This is a genomic window from Caballeronia cordobensis (assembly GCF_001544575.2).
Lineage (GTDB): Bacteria > Pseudomonadota > Gammaproteobacteria > Burkholderiales > Burkholderiaceae > Caballeronia > Caballeronia cordobensis.
On sequence record NZ_FCNY02000002.1, the window covers coordinates 523,185 to 544,351 of the forward strand.

The 21,167-nt window shown below is 64.4% G+C and carries 25 protein-coding genes; 14 read left to right on the top strand and 11 right to left on the bottom strand.

All coding sequences use genetic code 11. The features are described from left to right. Positions 1-104 precede the first annotated feature (104 nt). Together AWB70_RS06095 and AWB70_RS06100 are read left to right on the top strand one after the other, a co-directional pair. Positions 105-842: an SDR family oxidoreductase gene (locus AWB70_RS06095; RefSeq protein WP_053568024.1), complete on the top strand. Its 738-nt coding sequence runs from the start codon at positions 105-107 to the stop codon at positions 840-842. Positions 843-896: 54 nt separating this feature from the next. After that, the gene (locus AWB70_RS06100; protein ID WP_053568025.1) at positions 897-1,274 is read left to right on the top strand and encodes a hypothetical protein; all 378 of its coding nucleotides are present in this window, start codon (positions 897-899) and stop codon (positions 1,272-1,274) included. On the opposite strand, the gene AWB70_RS06105 is transcribed toward AWB70_RS06100, so the two are convergent. From AWB70_RS06105 to AWB70_RS06120, 4 genes are all read right to left on the bottom strand, one after another. Continuing rightward, positions 1,271-1,741 (bottom strand): lytic transglycosylase domain-containing protein, encoded by a 471-nt coding sequence (locus AWB70_RS06105; RefSeq protein ID WP_053568026.1) that lies wholly within the window; start codon positions 1,739-1,741, stop codon positions 1,271-1,273. The two genes, AWB70_RS06100 and AWB70_RS06105, sit on opposite strands and share 4 nt — an antisense overlap. Before the next feature lie 35 nt (positions 1,742-1,776). After that, positions 1,777-2,124: a hypothetical protein gene (locus AWB70_RS06110; protein ID WP_053568027.1), complete on the bottom strand. Its 348-nt coding sequence runs from the start codon at positions 2,122-2,124 to the stop codon at positions 1,777-1,779. A 4-nt stretch (positions 2,125-2,128) separates the two neighbouring features. Further along, positions 2,129-2,518 (bottom strand): hypothetical protein, encoded by a 390-nt coding sequence (locus AWB70_RS06115; protein ID WP_053568028.1) that lies wholly within the window; start codon positions 2,516-2,518, stop codon positions 2,129-2,131. A 182-nt stretch (positions 2,519-2,700) separates the two neighbouring features. Further along, positions 2,701-2,898: a hypothetical protein gene (locus tag AWB70_RS06120; protein WP_053568029.1), complete on the bottom strand. Its 198-nt coding sequence runs from the start codon at positions 2,896-2,898 to the stop codon at positions 2,701-2,703. Between the two features lie 188 nt (positions 2,899-3,086). Between AWB70_RS06120 and AWB70_RS06125 the strand changes: the two genes are divergently transcribed. Together AWB70_RS06125 and AWB70_RS06130 are read left to right on the top strand one after the other, a co-directional pair. Continuing rightward, positions 3,087-3,443 (top strand): type II toxin-antitoxin system RelE/ParE family toxin, encoded by a 357-nt coding sequence (locus AWB70_RS06125; RefSeq protein ID WP_053568030.1) that lies wholly within the window; start codon positions 3,087-3,089, stop codon positions 3,441-3,443. Continuing rightward, a complete protein-coding gene (locus AWB70_RS06130) occupies positions 3,436-3,726 on the top strand; it encodes a helix-turn-helix domain-containing protein (protein ID WP_053568031.1) in 291 nt (96 codons plus the stop codon). Before AWB70_RS06125 ends, AWB70_RS06130 begins: the two co-directional genes overlap by 8 nt. A gap of 5 nt (positions 3,727-3,731) precedes the next feature. On the opposite strand, the gene AWB70_RS06135 is transcribed toward AWB70_RS06130, so the two are convergent. After that, on the bottom strand, positions 3,732-5,159 hold the full coding sequence (locus tag AWB70_RS06135) for an MFS transporter (RefSeq protein WP_053568032.1): 1,428 nt from the start codon (positions 5,157-5,159) through the stop codon (positions 3,732-3,734). A 174-nt stretch (positions 5,160-5,333) separates the two neighbouring features. Between AWB70_RS06135 and AWB70_RS06140 the strand changes: the two genes are divergently transcribed. The 3 genes from AWB70_RS06140 (at position 5,334) to gnd (ending at position 9,767) form a co-directional block, all read left to right on the top strand. Continuing rightward, the gene (locus tag AWB70_RS06140; protein WP_053568033.1) at positions 5,334-6,386 is read left to right on the top strand and encodes an NADP(H)-dependent aldo-keto reductase; all 1,053 of its coding nucleotides are present in this window, start codon (positions 5,334-5,336) and stop codon (positions 6,384-6,386) included. Between the two features lie 301 nt (positions 6,387-6,687). After that, positions 6,688-8,781, top strand: coding sequence for a transketolase (gene tkt / locus AWB70_RS06145; RefSeq protein WP_053568034.1), 2,094 nt, complete (start codon positions 6,688-6,690; stop codon positions 8,779-8,781). Between the two features lie 5 nt (positions 8,782-8,786). Beyond that, positions 8,787-9,767 carry a phosphogluconate dehydrogenase (NAD(+)-dependent, decarboxylating) gene (gene gnd / locus AWB70_RS06150; protein ID WP_053568035.1) on the top strand — a complete coding sequence of 327 codons (981 nt, stop codon included), beginning with the start codon at positions 8,787-8,789 and terminating at the stop codon, positions 9,765-9,767. Between the two features lie 44 nt (positions 9,768-9,811). On the opposite strand, the gene nodJ is transcribed toward gnd, so the two are convergent. Next, positions 9,812-10,621: a nodulation factor ABC transporter permease subunit NodJ gene (gene nodJ / locus AWB70_RS06155; protein WP_053568128.1), complete on the bottom strand. Its 810-nt coding sequence runs from the start codon at positions 10,619-10,621 to the stop codon at positions 9,812-9,814. 48 nt (positions 10,622-10,669) lie between these two features. Further along, on the bottom strand, positions 10,670-11,632 hold the full coding sequence (gene nodI, locus AWB70_RS06160; RefSeq protein WP_053568036.1) for a nodulation factor ABC transporter ATP-binding protein NodI: 963 nt from the start codon (positions 11,630-11,632) through the stop codon (positions 10,670-10,672). A gap of 330 nt (positions 11,633-11,962) precedes the next feature. Between nodI and AWB70_RS06165 the strand changes: the two genes are divergently transcribed. Beyond that, the gene (locus tag AWB70_RS06165) at positions 11,963-12,472 is read left to right on the top strand and encodes a universal stress protein (protein WP_041731023.1); all 510 of its coding nucleotides are present in this window, start codon (positions 11,963-11,965) and stop codon (positions 12,470-12,472) included. Positions 12,473-12,490: 18 nt separating this feature from the next. Here the strand turns inward: AWB70_RS06165 and AWB70_RS06170 are convergent, their stop codons facing one another. The 3 genes from AWB70_RS06170 to lexA form a co-directional block, all read right to left on the bottom strand. Beyond that, positions 12,491-13,099, bottom strand: a complete 609-nt coding sequence (locus AWB70_RS06170; RefSeq protein ID WP_053568129.1) for a DUF2939 domain-containing protein — start codon at positions 13,097-13,099, stop codon at positions 12,491-12,493. 81 nt (positions 13,100-13,180) lie between these two features. Continuing rightward, positions 13,181-13,507, bottom strand: a complete 327-nt coding sequence (locus tag AWB70_RS06175) for a hypothetical protein (protein ID WP_014191218.1) — start codon at positions 13,505-13,507, stop codon at positions 13,181-13,183. A 196-nt stretch (positions 13,508-13,703) separates the two neighbouring features. Beyond that, positions 13,704-14,381 carry a transcriptional repressor LexA gene (lexA, locus tag AWB70_RS06180; RefSeq protein ID WP_053568037.1) on the bottom strand — a complete coding sequence of 226 codons (678 nt, stop codon included), beginning with the start codon at positions 14,379-14,381 and terminating at the stop codon, positions 13,704-13,706. A 247-nt stretch (positions 14,382-14,628) separates the two neighbouring features. Here lexA and AWB70_RS06185 point away from each other — a divergent pair, with 247 nt between their 5' ends. The 6 genes from AWB70_RS06185 (at position 14,629) to AWB70_RS06210 (ending at position 20,578) form a co-directional block, all read left to right on the top strand. Beyond that, positions 14,629-15,651, top strand: a complete 1,023-nt coding sequence (locus tag AWB70_RS06185) for a sulfate ABC transporter substrate-binding protein (protein ID WP_014191220.1) — start codon at positions 14,629-14,631, stop codon at positions 15,649-15,651. Between the two features lie 88 nt (positions 15,652-15,739). Beyond that, complete coding sequence (gene cysT / locus AWB70_RS06190) at positions 15,740-16,624, top strand: sulfate ABC transporter permease subunit CysT (protein WP_053568038.1); 885 nt, start codon at positions 15,740-15,742, stop codon at positions 16,622-16,624. Then, the gene (gene cysW, locus AWB70_RS06195) at positions 16,621-17,517 is read left to right on the top strand and encodes a sulfate ABC transporter permease subunit CysW (RefSeq protein ID WP_014191222.1); all 897 of its coding nucleotides are present in this window, start codon (positions 16,621-16,623) and stop codon (positions 17,515-17,517) included. The genes cysT and cysW overlap by 4 nt, the downstream gene beginning before the upstream one ends. A gap of 16 nt (positions 17,518-17,533) precedes the next feature. After that, positions 17,534-18,589, top strand: coding sequence for a sulfate/molybdate ABC transporter ATP-binding protein (locus tag AWB70_RS06200; RefSeq protein WP_053568039.1), 1,056 nt, complete (start codon positions 17,534-17,536; stop codon positions 18,587-18,589). 27 nt (positions 18,590-18,616) lie between these two features. Then, positions 18,617-19,543 (top strand): CysB family HTH-type transcriptional regulator, encoded by a 927-nt coding sequence (locus tag AWB70_RS06205; protein ID WP_014191224.1) that lies wholly within the window; start codon positions 18,617-18,619, stop codon positions 19,541-19,543. A gap of 42 nt (positions 19,544-19,585) precedes the next feature. After that, complete coding sequence (locus AWB70_RS06210; RefSeq protein WP_075644213.1) at positions 19,586-20,578, top strand: asparaginase; 993 nt, start codon at positions 19,586-19,588, stop codon at positions 20,576-20,578. 63 nt (positions 20,579-20,641) lie between these two features. Here AWB70_RS06210 and lysM read toward each other — a convergent pair whose 3' ends face one another. Further along, positions 20,642-21,133, bottom strand: coding sequence for a peptidoglycan-binding protein LysM (gene lysM / locus AWB70_RS06215; RefSeq protein WP_014191226.1), 492 nt, complete (start codon positions 21,131-21,133; stop codon positions 20,642-20,644). Between the last annotated feature and the right edge of the window lie 34 nt (positions 21,134-21,167).

The window sequence follows — 21,167 nt, forward strand, 5'->3', positions numbered from 1 at the left end:
ACGTTCGATGTTTTCGAACGTGTGCGCCGGGCGCATCGTACGGCAGGGCGCACAAGCGCGCCCATAATGCTTTCACACTGATCAACGTTCACAAGGAGAACGTCATGAATCGCTTCGAAGGCAAGACAGTTCTGGTCACTGGCGGCAACAGCGGCATCGGTCTCGCGACGGCGCAGGCATTCGCCGCGGAAGGCGCGCGGGTCGTCATCACGGGCCGCGACGAAAGCTCGCTCGCGACGGCGCGCGAGTCGCTCGGCGCGAACGCGCTTGCAATACGCAACGTGACCGGCACGGTCGAAGCGGCGCGCGAACTCGCGCAACGTCTCGCCGATGCGAACGTCCGGCTCGACGCGGCGTTCGTCAACGCCGGCGTCGCCCGGTTCGCGCCGTTCACCGACATCGACGAACAGGCCTGGGACGAAACCTTCGCCATCAACGTGAAGGGGCCGTATTTTCAGATTCAGTCGCTCTTGCCGCTTCTGAACGAAGGCGCATCGATCGTGCTGAACGGTTCGATCAACGCGCATATCGGCATGCCGATGTCGTCGATCTATGCGGCGAGCAAGGCCGCATTCGTGTCGTTCGCCAAGACGCTGTCGGCGGAGTTGCTGCCGCGCGGCGTGCGGGTGAACGTGGTGAGCCCGGGCCCGGTCACGACGCCGCTGCACGACAAGCTCGGCCTCGCCGACGAAGCCGCCGCGCAACTGCGCAGCCAGATTCCGCTCGGCCGTTTCGGCAAGTCGAGCGAAGTGGCGGCGACGGTGTTGCATCTCGCCGCGCCGGAATCGGGCTTCATCGTCGGCACGGAGATCATCATCGACGGCGGCATGAGCCAGCTTTGAGTCCGGCGTAAAGGCGGCGCACAATCGCGCGAGGCGACCACACGGGCCATCGGCATGAGCGAAAACGAAGAGCGCGAAAACGAAGCGCGCGACAGCGCAGCGGCCGCACGGGAAGCGCGCTACCGGCGTTACGAAGCGGCAGGCGAGACCTCGGTTCGCGCGGACCTCGACGAAGCCGCGGACGGCGATCCGGAAGCGCCGTTCAAGCGCGCCTGGCTGCGCCGCAAGGACGCGGCGCGTCAGGACGAGCAGTTTCGCGCGATGTTCGCATCGGTGACATCGGCCAACGACGCCGCGCAACTGGCGCGCGATTCGGCGCAGGCGTCGCGCCGCTCGGCCTTCTGGACGATGATCGCGGCGCTCGCCTCGGCGATCGGCGTGATCGTCAATGCGGCCATCGCGCTCGGCTGGCTCGACTGGCTGCGGCGTTAGCGAACGACGCGCACGGCGGGCTGCAGTTCGCCCCAGCCGACGAGGATTTGCTGGATGCTGCGCGCATAGGCATCGCGATGCTTCGGCGATTCCGAGTGATACGCGCCGATGGCCTGCCAGGTGTTGCCGTACTTCACCATCTTCTGCTTCAGCAGCCACGCGGCGACGAACACGTTGACGCACGGATCGGTGAGCGCGCGATGCGGAATGCCGTGACGGGCGAGATCCGAGAAATGGATGGAGTTGATCTGCAACTGGCCGACATCGATCGAGCCGTTTGCGTTGCGGTTGATGGCGGCGGTATCGCCTTTCGATTCGCGCCATGCGACTGCGCGCAGCACGAGCGGGTTGACGCCCTGATAGGCGCCTGCCTGCTCGAAGCAGTCGTCGGCGCGGGCGGCGCTCGCAAAGAGCGCGGCGCCCGTCAGCACGCAGGCGGCGAGAACGCCGAAGGCCGGATGGACCATGAACGTGACCCCTACTTGAGATGAGCGGACGCGGCTTACTGCGCGAGCGCGGTATCGATGCGAAGCTCGACGTCTTTCAGATAGATGCGCGATTCGTCGGACACGACGAGGCGCGGTTCGGGCGCGCTGCACTTGCAATCGACGGCGCGGCGCGTTTTCTTTGCTTTCTTGTTCGACGCCCGGGCGGGCGGATCGTCGTCGCTGGCGGCGGGCGGCAGCATCGCGAGTGTGGGCAGGGGCGGATAGACCTTTTGCACCGCGGGCCCGAGCGCGGCGAGCGTTTGCACGGACGCGGGCGCGCTTACGTCGAGCGGACCGGCGAAGGCGCTCGACGCCAGCAACAGCCCCGCGGCGATGGGAAGCAGGCGGGAGATTCGGCGCATGGCGTCAGCCTCCCTGCGTCGGCTTGATCGACACGCTGTACGGCTGTCGCGCGCTTGCCGTCAGGTTTTCCAGGCTGAGCCTGACCGCGTGTTTCGCTGGCACGCCTTTCCAGATCGCCTGATTGAGGTACGGAAAATCCTGGGCGAGCGCGGTGACGAGAATCGTCGTCGGCTGTTTTTGCGCGGCGGCGAGCGCGCCTGCTTTCGCGAGGATCGCGCTCAATTGCGGATCGCGCGCGCCGAGGGCGTCGGCGGGAATCTCGAAGCGCAGGATGTCGGCGGCGATCGCCGGTTTATCGGTCTGGGCCGTGCTGGCCGCGGGCATCGGCGCGCAGCCGGTAACGGCGATGGCGACGGCGATGGCAAAAAGTGACGCTGCCCACTTCACTGGCATCTCCTGATTGAGTCATGGCGATATGCGAGTTGTCGGCGCGCGTTCGCGCGACTTGATAGCCGCGCGCAAACGTTTCGCCAAATAGCAAGACTTGACTCAGAAGACGCCGTTTCGAGAAATCGGCGCGCGCAAATCGGGATGACCGGCGTGGCGCCCTTGCCGATATGTCGGTGGCGTGACGCTCAGATGCGCCACCACGCGCCGACGCTCGGCTCGGCATCGAGCGCGCGAAGGAAGTCGGCGGCGAAGGCATCGGCGGCGAGCTGCCATTCCTGCGAGCCTTCGGCGAGATCGTGCGGGTTTTTCAAACCGCGTGCGTGGCGGATGACGGCGACCGTTTCGGTCAGGGCGGCGAGGGAGTCAAGGGTGTGCGAGTTCATACCGCGGTTATCGGCGCGGCGGGGTTTGACTTTAGCGTTCTCGGGCCGTCGTCGAAGTTGTACGTGCGTACCAATTATGGTACGTTATCAACAGCGCGCGATGACATAAATACGCGTGCATAACGAAAACAGTCAAAACCGAGCAGCCATGCAAACACCCCTAAGCAATAAAAACAAGGTATTACGTAATGCAGCAGTTCGTTTTGAAGGTTCGTTTTTTCCAGCAATCCCCAGGCAATGAACCGGTTCGTGAATGGCTGAGCAATCTGGACGCGGCAGACAAGAAGGCGATCGGCGCAGACATCAAAACGGTGCAAATCGGCTGGCCGCTTGGCATGCCGCTCGTTCGGAAACTGAAGAAAGGCTTATGGGAAGTGCGGATTCATCTACACCAACGGATCGCGCGCGTTCTCTTCACCGTAAAACACGGGGAGATGATTCTGCTGCACGGCTTCATCAAGAAATCGCAGGCGTTGCCCAGGAACGATTTCGAACTGGCCGAAGCGCGCATGAAAGACGTCCACGACGGAGTGTCATATGACTAAGAAACACGTCGGCAGCGATTTCGACGATTTCCTCGAAGCCGAGGGCATCCTCGAAGAAGCGACGGCCACCGCGATCAAGCGGGTGATCGCCTGGCAGATCGAGCAAGAGATGAAGGCTCAGCACATGACCAAAACGGCGATGGCCGCAAAGATGAAAACGAGCCGCTCGGCGCTCAACCGGCTGCTCGACTCGACCGATACCAGCCTCACACTGACGACCTTGGCGAGCGCCGCGGCCGCGCTTGGCAAGCGGTTCAGATTCGAACTTGTGAACGCTTCATAAAACCGTCACGCCTTCTTCTTCCCATGCCCCGAAACAAGCGCCCCTGCATCGCGTGACAGCCCGAACAGGTCTAGCACGCCGACGAGACCCACGAACGCCACGAACAGAAACGCGATGCTGAAATCCTCCGGCCCGATGGTCTGCGCATTGTGGCCGTGGATCCACTCGCCGATGCGCAACGCGATCGCGCCGATCGCGACGCCGATGCCCATCGTCATCTGAAAGAGCGTGCTGGACAGCGCCGATGCGCCGCTCATCTGCGATTTCGGCACGTCGGCGAAGGAGAGCGTGTTGAGCGCCGTGAATTGCAGCGAGCGCGACAAGCCGCTCGCGAACAGCACGACGGCGATCACGAGCGTGGGCGTCGACGGCGTGAGCAGGCTCATCGCGGCAAGCGAGAGCGCGGCGATCACGCCGTTGACGATCAACACCGGACGGAAGCCGAAACGCCGCATCACGGGCGTCGTCACGAGCTTCATCGACAGATTGCCCGCGAACACCGCGAGCGTCAGCAAGCCGGATTCGAACGCGTTCATGCCGAAGCCGACCTGGAACATCAACGGCAGCAGGAAAGGCGCCGCGCTGATGGCGATGCGAAAGAGCGAGCCGCCGCCCATCGCCACGGCGAAGGTCTTCACCGTCAGCGCCGACAAATCCACCACCGGCTGCTCCGCGCGCCGCAGATGCCGCCACGACGCGATGCCCGCCAGCACGCCCACCGCGGCGAGCAGGCCGATGCGCCGCCAGTCGGCATCGCTGCGGCCGATCAGTTCCATCGCATAGAGCAGCGTCGTGCAGGCGATGCCGCAGAGCGCGAAGCCCGGCAGATCGAAGCGGCGCTTCGCGTCCTCGCGCACGTTGTCGATGTAGCGCAGCGTCAGCAGAAGGCCGATGAGACCGAGCGGCACGTTCAGATAGAAGATCCAGCGCCACGACGAATACGTCGTGATGAAGCCGCCGAGCGGCGGGCCGATCACCGGCGCGACGAGGCCCGGCCACGTGATGATCGCGATCGCGCGCATCAGGCCTTCCTTGGGCGTCGCGCGCAGGACGGCGAGGCGTCCGACCGGCACCATCATCGCGCCGCCGATGCCCTGCAGCACGCGCGCCGCGGCGAAGGCGGGCAGGGTCGAGGTGGTCGCGCACAGCACGGAGGCCGCCGTGAATACGGCGATCGCGCTGGCGAACACCGTGCGCAGGCCGAAGCGGTCGGCGGCCCAGCCGGAAATCGGAATGAAGACGGCGAGCGTGAGCAGATACGCGGTGATGCCGAGACTCATGTCGGCGGGATGCACGCTGAACGAGCGCGCCATCTGCGGCAAGGCGGTGGCGATGATCGTGCCGTCGAGATTCTCCATGAAGAAGGTCGCGGCGACGAGCATGACGATGAGCGACGAGCCCGTGTTCTTCTCGCGGACGCTTGTGGGCGGCATCGTCGGGCGCTCCTCTTCATGTGGTCGGAAGGCTGTCATTCTAGCCGCGACAGCAGACCTTTCGCGGCTATGGTAGGTTTTGCGATTGCCGGAAAACCAGCCAAGTTTCATTCCGACAACGCGCCGACACGAAGCCAACAGCGCGCAAACACCACGCCAACAAGAGGACAGCACATGAAGTTTCGGAAACTGGGTGATTCGGGTGTCGATGTCAGCCTGATCGGGCTCGGCACCATGACCTGGGGCGAGCAGAACACTGAAAGCGAAGCGCATCAGCAGATCGACCATGCGCTGGGCGAAGGCGTGAATCTGATCGATGCCGCCGAAATGTACCCGGTCCCGCCGCGTCCGGAGACGCAGGGCCGCACGGAGGAATACATCGGCACGTGGCTCGCGAAGCACGCCGCGAAGCGCGGCGATATCGTGCTCGCGACGAAGATCGCCGGGCCCGCGCGCCAGCCGCACAATCCGCGGCACATCCGCGGCGCGGGCAATCAGTTCGACCGCAAGAATCTGAACGAAGCCATCGACGGCAGCCTGAAACGCCTGCAAACGGATTACGTGGATCTGTATCAGCTGCACTGGCCCGACCGCAACACGATGACCTTCGGCCGCACGGCGTATCCGTATATCGACGACGAATACACGGTGCCCATCGAGGAAACGCTCGTCGCGCTCGCCGAGCTGGTGAAGGCGGGCAAGATCCGTTACGTGGGTGTATCGAACGAAACGCCGTGGGGCGTCGCGCAATTCCTGCGCGCGGCCGAGAAGGCCGGGCTGCCGAAGATCGTCAGCATTCAGAATCCGTACAGCCTCGTGAACCGCACGTATGAGTTCGGTTTGTCCGAGTTCACGCACCGGGAAGGCGTCGGGCTGCTCGCCTACTCGCCGCTCGCGTTCGGCTGGCTGACCGGCAAGTACGAGGGCGGCGCGCGTCCGGCAGGCGCGCGCATCACGCTTTACGAGCGCTTCCAGCGTTACAGCAAGCCGCAGGCGCTCGCGGCGATCACCTCCTACGTCGAACTGGCGAAACGCCACGGCCTCACGCCGACGCAGCTCGCGCTCGGCTTCGTCAACACGCGGCAATTCACGACCAGCACGTTGATCGGCGCGACCTCGATCGCGCAACTGAAGGAGAACATCGAGAGCGTGAACGTCGAACTGTCGGATGAAATTCTGGCCGAAATCGACGCGCTGCACGAACGTCAGCCGAATCCCGCGCCGTGAAATTGCCTGTCCGGTCAACGATTTGACCAAAAATCGCATGGCCGGGACGCGAATGTGTCAGCATTGACGTTCGCGTTTTCATTCGATATCGCTACATAGTCGTCTGTAACGCCGGGCTAACTTTTGGCCCGTACTCTGCCGTAACGCCGCCCCGGGTCCTGCAATGCGGGATTCGCGGCGCGCTCCCCGAGTCACCCGCGGTGCGGTGCCGTTCGCGAGGCACTACACTTGCTCGATGGTCCTGGTTGCCCGCTGCGGCGCCTTTCGCCACAGCGCGCTCTTTGCAAAGGAGTCGTCGCTCATGTCTCAAGCATCATCGCAGGCCAAAGATCTCGATCGCCTCACGATCGACACCATCCGCACGCTTTCGATGGACGCCGTGCAAAAGGCCAATTCCGGCCACCCCGGCACGCCGATGGCGCTCGCGCCCGTCGCTTTCCATCTCTGGCAGAACCATCTGCGCTACGATCCGGACGCGCCGCTATGGCCGAATCGCGACCGCTTCGTGCTGTCCGTCGGCCATGCGTCGATGCTGCTGTACTCGCTGCTGCATCTCGCCGGCGTGAAGGAAGTCGACGAAGACGGCAAGCCCACGGGCCAGCCCGCCGTATCGCTCGACGACATCAAGCAGTTCCGCCAGATCGACAGCAAGACGCCGGGCCATCCGGAATTTCGCCTGACCACCGGCGTCGAGACGACCACCGGACCGCTCGGGCAAGGTCTCGGCAACAGCGTCGGCATGGCGATGGCCGCGCGCTGGAAGGAAGCCCGCTTCAACAAGGGCAAGGACACGCTCTTCGATTACCGCGTCTACGCGCTCTGCGGCGACGGCGACATGATGGAAGGCGTCTCGCACGAAGCGGCTTCGCTCGCGGGGCATCTGAAGCTGTCGAACCTGATCTGGATCTACGACAGCAACACGATCACGATCGAAGGCCACACGGAGCTCGCCTACAGCGACGATGTCGAAGCGCGCTTTCACGGCTACAACTGGCACACGCTGCACGTCGACGACGCCAACGACGCGAACGCGCTCGAAGCCGCCATCAACAAGGCGAAGTCGCATACCGACAAGCCGACGCTGATCGTCGTGAAGAGCATCATCGGCTGGGGCGCGCCGAACAAGCAGAACACCGCGAGCGCGCACGGCGAGGCGCTGGGCGAAGAGGAAGTCAAGCTCGCGAAGAAGTTCTACGGCTGGCCGGAAGACAAACAGTTCTACGTGCCCGACGGCGTGATGCAGCATTTCGCGGACGGCATGGGCGCGCGCGGCAAGAAGGCGCACGCTGAATGGAAGCAGCGTTTCGACGCCTACGAAAAGGCGCAGCCGGATCTCGCGAAGGAGGCGTGGCACATGCTGCGCAACACGCTTCCCGAAGGCTGGGAAAGCGCGATTCCGACCTTCGAGGCGGACGCGAAGGGACTCGCCACACGCGATTCGTCGGGCAAGGTGCTGAATGCGATCGCGCAGCAGATTCCGTGGCTCATCGGCGGGGCGGCGGACCTGTCGCCATCGACGAAAACGAATCTCAAGTTCGAAGGCGCGGGCAGCTTCGAGCACGACAGCTACGGCGGCCGCAATCTGCATTTCGGCATTCGCGAGCACGGCATGGGCGCGGTCTGCAACGGCCTCGCGCTGTCGAACCTGCGCGCGTACGGATCGACCTTCCTGATCTTCAGCGACTACATGAAGCCGCCGATCCGCCTCTCCGCGATCATGGAAGTGCCGGTGATCTACGTGTTCACGCACGATTCCATCGGCGTCGGGGAAGACGGACCGACGCATCAGCCGATCGAGCAGCTCGCGACGCTGCGCGCAGTGCCGGGCCTGTGCCTCTTGCGTCCCGCCGATGCCAACGAGGTCGGCGAAGCATGGCGCGTGGCGCTGTCGCATAGCAAGGAGCCGACGTGCCTCGTGCTGACACGCCAGGCGCTGCCGACCTTCGATCGCACGAAATACGCGTCGGCGGAAGGCGTGCGGCGCGGCGCGTACGTGCTCGCCGATACCGAAGGCGGCAAGAAGCCCGAGGTGCTGCTGCTCGCGACCGGCAGCGAAGTGTCGCTGTGCATCGACACCTACGAGAAGCTGAAGGCCGAAGGCATCGCGGCGCGCGTCGTCTCCATGCCTTCGTGGGACATCTTCGAAAAGCAGGACGCGGCGTACAAGGAATCGGTGCTGCCCGACGACGTGCACGCGCGCGTCTGTGTGGAGCAGGCCGCCACGCTCGGCTGGGACCGCTATGTCGGCCGCCTGGGATCGCAGATCGTGATGCACACGTTCGGCGCGTCGGCCCCGCTGAAGGCGCTCAAGACCAAGTTCGGCTTCACGCCGGAGGCGGTGTACGAGGCAGCGAAGAAACAGATCGAACGCGTCAAATCCAACGGCAAGGAGTGACCATCATGCAGATCGGCATCGTGGGACTGGGGCGCATGGGCGGCAATATCGGGCGCCGGCTGATGCGCGACGGGCATACGTGCGTCGTGTACGACCACGCTCCGGAGGCGACCCAAGCGCTGGCGAGCGAAGGCGCGACGGGCGCCAAGGATCTGGGCGATCTCGTCGCGAAGCTCGACGCGCCGCGCGTTATCTGGCTGATGCTGCCCGCGGGCAAGATCACCGAGGACACGCTCAACGACCTGCACAAGATTCTCGGCGCGGACGACGTGATCATCGACGGCGGCAATTCGTTCTACAAGGACGACATCCGCCGGGCCGCGCAGTTGCGCGAGCAGGGCATTCATTACGTCGATGTCGGCACGTCGGGCGGCGTCTGGGGCCTGACGCGCGGCTATTGCATGATGATCGGCGGCGAGGAAGCGGTCGTGAAGCGCATCGATCCGATTCTCGCGACGCTCGCGCCCGGACGCGGCGACATTCCCGAAACGCCGGGCCGCGAAGGGCGCGATCCGCGCGTCGAGAACGGCTATATGTATTGCGGGCCGGTCGGCTCGGGGCACTTCGTGAAGATGGTTCACAACGGCATCGAATACGGCTTGATGCAGGCCTATGCCGAAGGCTTTCACGTGCTCGAACGCAAGGACTCGAAAGAACTGCCGGAAAACGAACGCTACTCGCTCGATCTCGCCGATATCGCGGAAGTCTGGCGGCGCGGCAGTGTCGTGTCCTCGTGGCTGCTCGATCTGACCGCGGGCGCGCTCGCGGGCGACGGCTCGCTCGACCGCTATTCGGCCGAAGTCGCGGACAGCGGCGAAGGGCGCTGGACGATCGAGGCGGCGATCGAGGAAGCGGTGCCCGCGCAAGTGCTGTCGGCGGCGCTTTACACGCGGTTTCGCTCGCGCGATGCCGAGTCGTTCCCCGAACGCATGCTGTCCGCGATGCGCTTCGGCTTCGGCGGGCATCACGAGTTTCCGGCGAAGTAGGGCTTCGAAAACGGCGATGGACTGTCTCGGTCCATCGCCGGTCTTCACTTCATCATGCGCCGCCTGAAAAGCCACGCACACAGGAAAAACGGCACGATCGCATAGGCGATCAATACGCCGAGATGCAGCGCCACGCCGTCGAACGGGCGGGCGAGCATCGCGCAGCGGATCAGTTCCACCGCGTGAAACAGCGGCAGCGCCTGCGCGGCGTGCTGCGCGAAGGCGGGCAGTTGCGCGATCGGGAAGAACACGCCGGAGAGCAGGAGCATCGGCGTGAGCGCGAGCGTCTGATAGAACATGAAGAAGTCGTAGCTCGGCGCGAGCGCGGTGACGACCATCGCCGTGCTCGCGAACGCAAGTCCGGTCAGCACGATGACGGGCAGCGCGATCAGCATCGACGGAAAGTTCGCGTAGCCGAGCGCGCCCGCGACCAGCATGATCGCCACGCCCGAGAGCACCGACTTGCTCGCGGCCCAGACGATCTCGCCGAGCACGATATCGCCGAGCGTGAGCGGCGTGTGCATGATCGCCTCCCACGTGCGCTGCACGTGCATGCGCGAAAAGCCCGAGTACATTGCTTCGAAGCTCGACGACATCATCACGCTCGACGCCACCGTGCCCGCCGCGAGAAACGCGATATACGACACGCCGTCGACGTGCCCGACCATCAGCCCGAGGCCAAGCCCCAGGCCGAACAGATAGATCATCGGATCGGCGAGATTGCCGATCATCGAGGCGATCGCGAGTTTTTTCCAGACGAGATAGTTGCGCCGCCACACCGACATCCAGTGCGTCGCGTTCGCGGGCAGTGCATTGGACAGCGGCGTCAGATTGTCCGAACCCTTCGGCTGCATGCGCGGGCGTTTTCGGTCGACGCGCGTTCGTTCGAGCGTATCCATGGCTCAGTCCACCATCTCGCGTCCCGTGAGACGCAGGAACACATCTTCGAGATTCGCCGGGCGATGCAGATAGCGCACGTCGGCGCGGCCTTTCACGCGCGCATGCACGGGCTGCGGATCGTCGACATAGCAAAAGAGCGTTTCGCCGCTCACTTCCATGCGTTCGACGAACGGTTCGAGTTCGGCGGCGAGCGCCTGCGGATCGGGTCCGTAGATCTCGATCACGTCCGAGCCGATCACCGATTCGATCAGATCGCGCGGCCGGCCTTCCGCGATCTTGCGGCCTTCCTCGATCACGCAGAGCCGGTCGCACAGGCGCTCGGCTTCTTCCATGAAGTGCGTCGTCAGGAGAATCGTCTTGCCGCGCGCGAGCAGCGAGCGCAAACGCTCCCAGATGAGGTGCCGCGCCTGAGGATCGAGGCCGGTGGTCGGCTCGTCCATCACGAGGACATCGGGATCGTTGACGAGCGCGCGCGCGAGCGTGAGACGCCGCTTCATGCCGCCCGACAACTCGCCGACGCGCGCATCGGCCTTGCTCTCCAGCCGCGCGAACTCCAGCAGCGAAGGCACGAGCGCGTTCATGCGCGCGCCCGTCAGGCCGAAATAGCGGCCGAAGACGAGCAGATTCTCGCGCACGGTGAAATCGGGATCGAGGTTGTCGAACTGCGGCACGACGCCCACGCGCTCGCGCGCGAAACGGGCGCGCGCGGGCACCGGTTCGCCGACGAGCCGGATCGCGCCACTGTCCGGCGACGTGATGCCGAGCAGCATCTTGAGCGTCGTCGTCTTGCCCGCGCCGTTCGGGCCGAGCAGCCCGAAGCATTCGCCGGGCCGCACGTCGAACGACAGGCCATCGACGACGGTGCGCTCACCGTAGCGCTTCCTTACTTCGGTGAATTCGATGGCGCGCGTGCCGCTTTCATCGCCGGCGGTGCGTGTCGCTGCTTGCAATGTTTGATCAGTCATGCATTCGTGACGCAGAAAAAGCCGCAAAACTGCATAGGGAAATCCAGCGGGCTAGTGTAATCCAATGCACCAGCGCGGCGCTCGGCGTGCAACCGCAAGCGGCGCGCCCGGGTCAAACCTGTGCGCGGCGGCCTCGAACCGATTCCGGCTGAAACTGCCAGAGGCTTGTCCGCCGGGCGGCTCGCGGATCTGGCACGGTGCGAGCTAGCGTGCTGCTTCGGTTAGCGTTTTCCAGCGTTGTCACGCATGGTGCGACACACGAAGATGAAGACGCATTCGGCCACATTCGGCTGCGCGCGGACGCGAACGGCATTGGCCAGGGAGATCATGATGGAAAGCTATCGAAAGATCCTGCTCTGCTACGACGGCTCCAGAGAGGGCCGCAAGGCCTTGCGGCAGGGCGCCAATCTCGCGCTCGACCTGAACGCGGAGACGCACGTGCTCGCGGTGGTGGATATGCGTTCGAGCATCGCCCAGAGCGCCGGACTGCTAACCGATATGGCCTGTGGCCGCTTCGAGGAAGCTGCGCGCGACATTCTCCAGGAAGGCGTCGAGTGGCTGCGCGAACGCGGCCTGCAGGCGCAGGGGCACTTCGCGTTCGGGCATCCGATCGACGAAATCGCGGCGCTCGCCGAGAGCCTTCAGGTCGATCTCGTCGTGGTGGGGCATCGCTGCCGGAGCGGGCTCGCGCGCTGGTGGATGGGCGCGGGCAACACGCCGCTGCTCGACCGCGTGAAGTGCAGCATTCTCGTCGCCGTGTGTCAGGCGGGCGAATCGGCCGAGGCGGAAGACGAAGCGGCGTACGCGGCGAAGCCAGTCAAGGCCGAAGCCGGCGCCTGAGTTCGCACGCGTGCCGGATCAACCGGCGAGATCGACCGCAACGAGCTTCCACGACACGAGCCCGTAGCGATGGAAGATCGCCGAGTAACGCGCATCGCCGGCGCCGTGACGATAGGTGACGACGAACGTGTTGAAGTCCCTGTACCCGGCGGTGGTCTGCGGCGGCTCGGCAGGCGCTTGTTGCGCGGTCGCGACGCCGGAGGAAGGCGCGTTCGCCGCTGCGTTGCCGTGCGGCGCTGCGCTGTCGCCCGCGGGCGGCGGACGCTCGCCGGGATCGCCGCGCGGCGGAATGCCGTTCAGGATGGCAGCGACGCCGTCCGGCGTCGCGTACGAATCCACCAGAGGACCGACGAGCGCCGCGCCGATCATCGCACCGATGATCGCAAGCGGATTGCCGCTCTTCTGGATATCGATGCGGCGCGTGAGCAGCGCCGCGACCTGGTCCTTGAGGCTCGCGCGAAGCGCGGGAAAATCCACGTATTGGTTGACGGTCTGCGCATCGCGCGCATCGGCTGCGCGCTTGACGCGATTCAATGCGATATACGGCGACGCATAAACGAAACCGAGCGCCGCGACGAGAACCAGAACGACGAGCGCGGTGAGAACAGATCGGGAAGTGCGTGACATGCGGCGGCGAAGCCTCTCTTGCAGAACGTGATCCGGGATTGACCACGCCGATGCGCGATAAATCCCGGAGCAATCGTGCATTCACGCGAGAATGCCGCCCGCGAGCTCCGCGCTTTCCTCTGCGATGCAACGGTCGATCATGCGCGACACTTCATCGATCTTGCCGACCAGAATGACGCGGGATTGCCCGCGATAGACCCGCACCGGCGCGCGTTGAGCGGGCTCCGCGTGCACGCCGCTGTTCAACGACACGCGTGCGAAAGCCGGCTGGCGGGACGGCAGCGCGGGCATGTCGTCGAAGAGATCCGGCGTGGTTTCGGCGCGCGGCATGCCGCACGCGATCAGCGTGCGCAGATGGCGCAGGCGGCCGAATTGACGGAAGGGCAGCAGACGGGCAAAACGTTCCATGATGACTCTCCAGACGATAGGACGCACCGCGGCGCACCGCGCGCGGTGGCCGTCATGCTTGTTGTAGTTGAGACGCCTGAGGGCGTTCGAAGCAGTGTGTGAAGAGAGTTTCCGCTTCCACCGAGACATTTTCTGTCTCTTTGTGACGAGCGAGTCGACATTTATTCTGCCGCCTGCCGCTCCCTCCGCTGCCCCGTCAGAACTCGCCCGAACGGATCAAACCGACCGCGATGCCTTCCAGCGCGAAGTCGCTGCTGCCGGAGCGCACGAAGATGTTTTCATAGTCCGGGTTCTCGGCAATCAATTCGACGCCGTCCGCCCGGCGCTTCCAGCGCTTCACGGTGACGTCGTCGCCAAGACGGGCGACGACGATCTGTCCGTCTTTCGCTTCGTTGCGCTTTTGCACCGCGAGCAGATCGCCGTCGAGAATGCCGGCGTCGCGCATCGAAAGGCCGCGAACCTTGAGCAGATAGTCGGGCTTGCTGGAAAAGAGCGCGGGATCGCACGCGTAGTGCTGCGAGATATGCTCCTGCGCGAGGATCGGGCTGCCCGCCGCGACGCGCCCGACCAGCGGCAGCGACAGTTGCATGATGCTCTGATGCGGCAGCGTGAACTGATGCGGCAGATCCTCCGCGCGATCGAGGCGCGACGCGTCGCCGAGCAGCCGGATGCCGCGCGACGAGCCCGCCGCCAGCTCGATCACCCCCTTGCGCGCCAGCGCCCGAAGATGTTCCTCAGCCGAGTTCGCCGAACTGAAGCCGAGCTCCGCCGCGATCTCCGCACGTGTCGGCGGGAAGCCGGTGCGGTCGATCGCGCGCTGGATCAGTTCGAAAACCTGCTGTTGCCGCGCGGTAAGTTTTGATGTTCTGGTCACAGGCTAGGCCCCTGATGCACTGTATGAATGGACAGGTCACTGTATTTTTATACAGTATAGCCCACTTTTCAAGCTTTACTTTAAGTTCGACCGTGCGGCCGCGAAGCCGCGTCGCTTCGCGCTTCTTCCACACAGGAATAAGGTTCTTAGCAGTTTTACGTATAAAAAAGTGAGAAACGATTATTTCTAATCATATAGACCCGTCGATAGACTGATTCCGTCAATTCGATAAGACGGAGAACGGGGAATGCAAAGCATCAACACGGGATTGCGAAGGCTGCTGGCAGCGGCGACGCTCGGCGCGGCGGGCCTGATCATGACTGCACCGGCGCATGCCGACACGTCGTTTCTGAACGTTTCCTACGATCCGACCCGCGAGCTGTATCAGGACTTCAATCAGGCGTTCGCGAAAAAATGGAAGGCCGATACGGGCGAGACGGTGACGTTCAAGCAGTCGCACGGCGGCTCGGGCGGTCAGGCGCGCGCGGTGCTCGACGGCCTGCAGGCCGATGTCGTGACGCTCGCGCTGGCCTACGACATCGATGCGCTCGCGGGCAAGGGCCTCGTGGGCGCGGACTGGCAGAAGCGTCTGCCGGACAATGCGTCGCCTTACACCTCGACGATCGTGTTTCTCGTGCGCAAGGGCAATCCGAAGCACATCAAGGACTGGGACGATCTGGCGAAGCCGGGTGTTTCCATCGTTACGCCGAATCCGAAGACGTCGGGCGGCGCGCGCTGGAACTATCTCGCGGCGTGGGCCTATGCGCAGCACAAGCCGGGCGGCAACGAGCAGACCGCGAAGGACTTCGTCACCAAGCTGTACAAAAACGCGGGCGTGCTCGATTCCGGCGCGCGCGGCGCGACGACGAGCTTCGTGCAGCGCGGGCAGGGCGACGTGCTGATCGCGTGGGAGAACGAGGCGTTCCTGTCGCTCAAGGAGTTCGGCACGGACAAGTTCGAGATCGTGGTGCCTTCGGTGAGCATTCTCGCGGAGCCGCCGGTCGCGGTCGTCGACAAGGTGGTCGACAAGCACGGCACGCGCAAGCTCGCGGAAGCGTATCTCAAGTACCTGTATAGCGACGAAGGCCAGCAGATCGCCGCGCGCAATTTCTATCGTCCGCGCTCGGACAAGGTGCCGGCCGAGCTCACGAAGCAGTTCCCGAAGCTGAAGCTCTACACCATCGACGACACGTTCGGCGGCTGGACCAAGGCGCAGAAGACGCACTTCGCGGACGGCGGCGTGTTCGATTCGATCTATCAACCGCAATAAGCGAACGAAGCGGCGACGCGGCGCACAAGACGCCGCGCCCGCGAGAAGACGCGTCCGACCCCGGCGCGCAAACAAGGATGACTCAAGGATGACGACCCTCACATTCAGGAAGCCGAGCGCGCTTCCCGGGTTCGGCCTGACGATCGGCATCACGGTGGCGTATCTGAGCCTCGTGGTGCTGATTCCGCTTGCCGCGACCTTCGCGAAGACCGCGACGCTCGACTGGGCGCAGTTCGTGCGCGCGGTGACTTCGCCGCGCGTGCTGGCTTCGTATCGGCTCACTTTCAGCGCGGCGCTCGGCGGCGCCCTCATCAACGCGGTATTCGGCTTTCTCGTCGCGTGGGTGCTGGTGCGTTACACGTTCCCGTTCAAACGCATCGTCGATGCGATCGTCGATCTGCCTTTCGCGCTGCCGACGTCGGTGGCCGGCATTTCGCTCGCGGCCGTGTACGCGGGCAACGGCTGGATCGGACAGTATCTCGCGCCGCTCGGCATCAAGGTCGCGTTCACGCCGCTCGGCGTGCTCGTCGCGCTGACGTTCATCGGCTTGCCGTTCGTCGTGCGTACGGTGCAGCCGGTGCTCGAAGACTTCGAGCGCGAGCAGGAAGAGGCCGCCGCGTGCCTGGGCGCGACGCGCTGGCTCACCTTCCGCCGCGTCGTGCTGCCTTCGCTCTTTCCCGCGCTGCTGACCGGTTTCGCGCTCGCGTTCGCGCGCGCGCTCGGCGAGTACGGCTCGGTTATTTTCATCGCGGGCAACGTGCCGATGAAGTCCGAGATCACGTCGCTGCTCATCATCACCAAGCTGGAGCAGTACGACTACGCCGGCGCGACCGCGCTCGCGGTGGTGATGCTGTGCGTGTCGTTCCTGATGCTGCTGCTCATCAACACGCTGCAGTGGTTCCTGCAACGGCGCACGAGCAAGACCGGCGCGGCGCCCGCCAATGTCGCGCTGGCAGCGGGAGAAACGGCATGAGCAAGGTGCTTCCGTTGCAAACGGCGACCCGTCGCGACGCGCAAAACATGAATCCCGTCACCGAGCCGCGCGCGGTGCGCTGGCTGCTGACCGGCATCGCGCTCGTCTTCCTGGCGCTCTTTCTTGTCGTGCCGCTCGCCGCCGTGTTCGTGCAGGCGTTCGCGAAGGGCATCGACTATTACTTCGAATCGCTGAAGGACCCGGACGCGTGGTCGGCGATCAAGCTGACGTTGATGACAGCCGCGATCGCCGTGCCGCTGAACGTCGTGTTCGGGCTCGCCGCGTCATGGGCGATCGCGAAATTCGAATTCAAGGGCAAGGCGCTCCTGACGACGCTGATCGACCTGCCGTTCTCCGTGTCGCCGGTGATCTCCGGTCTCATCTACGTGCTGATGTTCGGCGCGCAGGGCTGGTTCGGTCCGTGGCTCGCCGCGCACGACGTGCAGATCATCTTCGCGGTGCCGGGCATCGTGCTCGCGACGATTTTCGTCACGTTCCCGTTCGTCGCGCGCGAGCTGATTCCGCTGATGCAGGCGCAAGGCAACGACGAAGAGGAAGCGGCGCATGTGCTCGGCGCATCGGGCTGGCAGATTTTCCGGCGCGTGACGCTGCCCAACGTGAAGTGGGGCCTGCTCTACGGCGTGATTCTCTGCAATGCGCGCGCGATGGGCGAGTTCGGCGCGGTCTCGGTGGTCTCGGGCCACATCCGCGGCCAGACCGATACGATGCCGCTGCACGTTGAAATTCTCTACAACGAATACAACTTCTCGGCTGCCTTCGCGGTGGCGTCGCTGCTCGCGCTGCTGGCGCTCGTGACGCTCGCGCTGAAGCTCCTCGCGGAGCGGCGCATGACGCAAGCCGTCACCGAAGCCAAAGCCACCGCACAGAATTGAAGAGGCCGACACCATCATGAGCATCATCGTTCGCAATCTGCAAAAACGCTTCGGCGATTTCACCGCGCTCGACAACGTCTCGCTCGACTTTCCGGCGGGCGAGCTGGTCGCGCTGCTCGGGCCGTCGGGCTGCGGCAAGACCACGCTCCTGCGCGTGATCGCGGGCCTCGAATTCGCCGATGCGGGACAGGTCGTGCTGCACGGCGAGGACGTCGCGGAAGTCGGCGCGCGCGAGCGGCAAGTGGGCTTCGTGTTTCAGCATTACGCGCTGTTTCGCCATATGACCGTGTTCGAGAACGTCGCGTTCGGCCTGCGCGTGAAGCCGCGCCGCGAGCGTCCCGCGGAATCCGTGATTCGCGAGAAGGTGCACGAGCTTCTGAAACTCGTGCAGCTCGACTGGCTATCGGAGCGCTTTCCGTCGGAGCTTTCGGGCGGGCAGCGTCAGCGTATCGCGCTCGCGCGCGCGCTCGCCGTCGAGCCGAAAGTGCTCCTGCTCGACGAACCCTTCGGCGCGCTCGACGCCAAAGTGCGCAAGGAATTGCGTAGCTGGCTGCGCCGTCTGCACGACGATCTGCATATCTCGACGCTTTTCGTCACGCACGACCAGGAAGAGGCGCTCGAAGTGGCGGACCGCATCGTCGTGATGAATCACGGGCGTGTGGAGCAGGTGGGCAGTCCGCAAGACGTGTACGATCATCCGCAGACGTCGTTCGTCTACGAATTTCTCGGCGCGGCGAACCGGCTGCAGGGCAATGTCGATGCGAACGGCTTCATCGCCGATGGCGCCGCAAGTCCGATCGCCGCGAATGCGCATTTCAGCGGCCGCGCGCTCGCCTACGTGCGCCCGCACGACCTCGCGCTGTATCCCGCCGATGGCGCGCACCGCGACGGCATCACGGTCGGCGTGCGGCGCGTCGTGACGCTCGGCGGCTCGGTGCGCGTCGAGCTCGAAGGCAGCGGCGGCGTGATCGAGGCGGAACTGGATCGCGAGGCATGGCGCGCGCTCAGGCTCGATATCGGCGATGGCGTCACCGCCGTGCCGCGCGCCTTGCGCGTGTTTCCCGCGCAATGAAGACACCATAAAAATAGAGAGGCTGAAATGAACTTCCAGCAATTGCGCTTCGTGCGCGAAGCCGTGCGTCAGAACATGAATCTGACCGAGGTCGCCAACGTGCTTTATACGTCGCAGTCGGGCGTGTCGAAGCAGATCAAGGATCTCGAGGACGAACTCGGCGTCGATATCTTCATCCGCCGGGGCAAGCGGCTCACCGGTCTCACGGAGCCGGGCAAAGAGGTGCATCAACTGATCGAGCGCATGCTGCTCGACGCCGAAAATCTGCGGCGCGTGGCGCGCCAGTTCGCGGATCAGGACAACGGCCATCTCGTGGTCGCGACGACGCACACGCAGGCGCGCTATGCGCTGCCGAAGGTTATCCGCCGGTTCACCGAAGTCTTCCCGAAAGTGCATCTCGCGCTGCGCCAGGGCAGCCCGCAGCAGATCGCGCAGATGATCATCAACGGCGAGGCGGACATCGGCATTTCGACCGAAGCGCTCGACCGTTATCCGGACATCGTCACGTTTCCGTGCTATTCGTGGCATCACACGGTCGTGGTGCCGAAGGATCATCCGCTCGTCGGGCGCGAAAACATCACACTGGAACAAATCGCCGAATATCCGATCGTCACGTATGACACCGACTTTACCGGCCGCTCGCACGTCGATCAGGCGTTCGCGAGCGCGGGCGCGATTCCCGACATCGTGCTGACCGCGATCGACGCCGACGTCATCAAGACGTATGTCGAGCTGGGCATGGGCATCGGCATCGTCGCGGCGATGGCGTACGACGCGAAGCGCGACACCGAACTGGTCGCGCTCGATACGCAGCATCTGTTCGAAGCCAGCACGACGCGCGTCGGCCTGAGAAAGGGCGCGTTCCTGCGCGCGTACGCGTACCGGCTGATCGAAATGTTCGCGCCGCAACTCGACGAAGCGCAGATCGCCGCGCAGCTTCGCGAAGCGGCTTGATCGAACCGTGAGTCGCGCGCCGGCTGATTTACAATCGCCGGCATGAACACTTCTTCTCTACCTCGCATCGCCGTGCTCGCAACGGGCGGCACCATCGCCGGACAAGCGGGCGATGCATCGAAGACGGCGGGCTACAAGGCGGGCGTCGTCGGCGTCGACAAATTGCTCGATGCCGTGCCCGCGTTGTCGGCCGTCGCGCGCATTCACGCGGAGCAAATCGCGAGCATCGACAGCAAGGACATGAGCGCCGCGCTGTGGACCGCGCTCTCGCGCCGCATCGATGCATTGCTCGCGCAGGACGATATCGATGGCGTCGTCGTCACGCACGGCACCGATACGCTCGAAGAAACCGCTTACCTGCTGCATCTCACGGTGAAGAGCGCGAAGCCCGTCGTGCTGACGGCGGCGATGCGCCCGTCGACCGCGCTGTCCGCCGACGGCCCGCTGAATCTGCTCAATGCGGTGACGGTCGCGGCGTCGAAGGACGCGGCGGGCAAGGGCGTGCTCGTCGCGTTCAACAACCAGATTCACAGCGCGCGCGATGTCGTCAAGACGAGCACCTACGCGGTCGATGCGTTCCGGTCGCCCGAAACCGGCGCGCTCGGCTTCGTGCAGGACGGGCGCGTGGAATTTCAGCGCATGGTGCTGCGGCCGCATACCGCCGCGAGCGAATTTGCGGTGGCCGATCGGTGGCCGATGGTGGAAGTCGTCACGAGCCATGCGGATGCCTCGCGCGTGACGGTCGATGCGCTCGTCGCGGCGGGCGCGCAAGGCATCGTCGTGGCGGGCACGGGCAATGGCTCGATGCACGCGACGCTCACGCAGGCGATCGCCGATGCGGTGAAGCAGGGCGTCGCGGTGGTGCGCGCGTCGCGCGTGGGCTCGGGGCATGTGATGCGCAACGGCGCGGCCAGCGACGATGCGCTCGGCACCGTCAGCGCGGGCACGCTCAATCCGTACAAGGCGCGCGTGCTGCTGATGCTGGCGCTGGCCGCGGGCGCGAAAGACCTGCAGCGCATCTTCGATACGTACTGAGCGTACTGAAAACAAAAAACGCGAACGGAGGTTCGCGTTTTTTGCTTCATGCTTGCGGCGGTATCAGGCGGCGGGAATGCGCAGCACCTGACCCGGGTAGATCTTGTCCGGGCTCTTCAGCATCGGCTTGTTCGCTTCGAAGATCAGATCGTTCTTCGAACCGTTGCCGTAATACTTTTCCGCAATCTTCCAGAGATTGTCGCCCGACACGACGGTGTAGTACTGCGACTCGGGCTCGGCATTCGGCACGGTCAGCTGATCGTCGACCTTGTCGACGTGCTGCACGTTGCCTGCGGCGACCAGAATCTTTTCCTTCGTGGCCTGATCCGCTGCCTGACCCGACACGGTCACGGTATGCGACGCGCCGTCGTACTTGACTTGCAGATTGTCCGCGTCGAGACCTTGCGAGCGGATATACGTCGCGATGGCTTCGCCCGCTTTCTGGTTGAGCGCGGCGACATCGACAGGCGCCGCTGCGGGAGCGGCCTGCGCGCTCGGCGTGGCTGCGCCGAAGAGTTTTTCGCCTGCTTCCTTGATAAAGCTGAGGATACCCATTGTTCAACTCCTTAATTAAATGGTGATTGAGGGC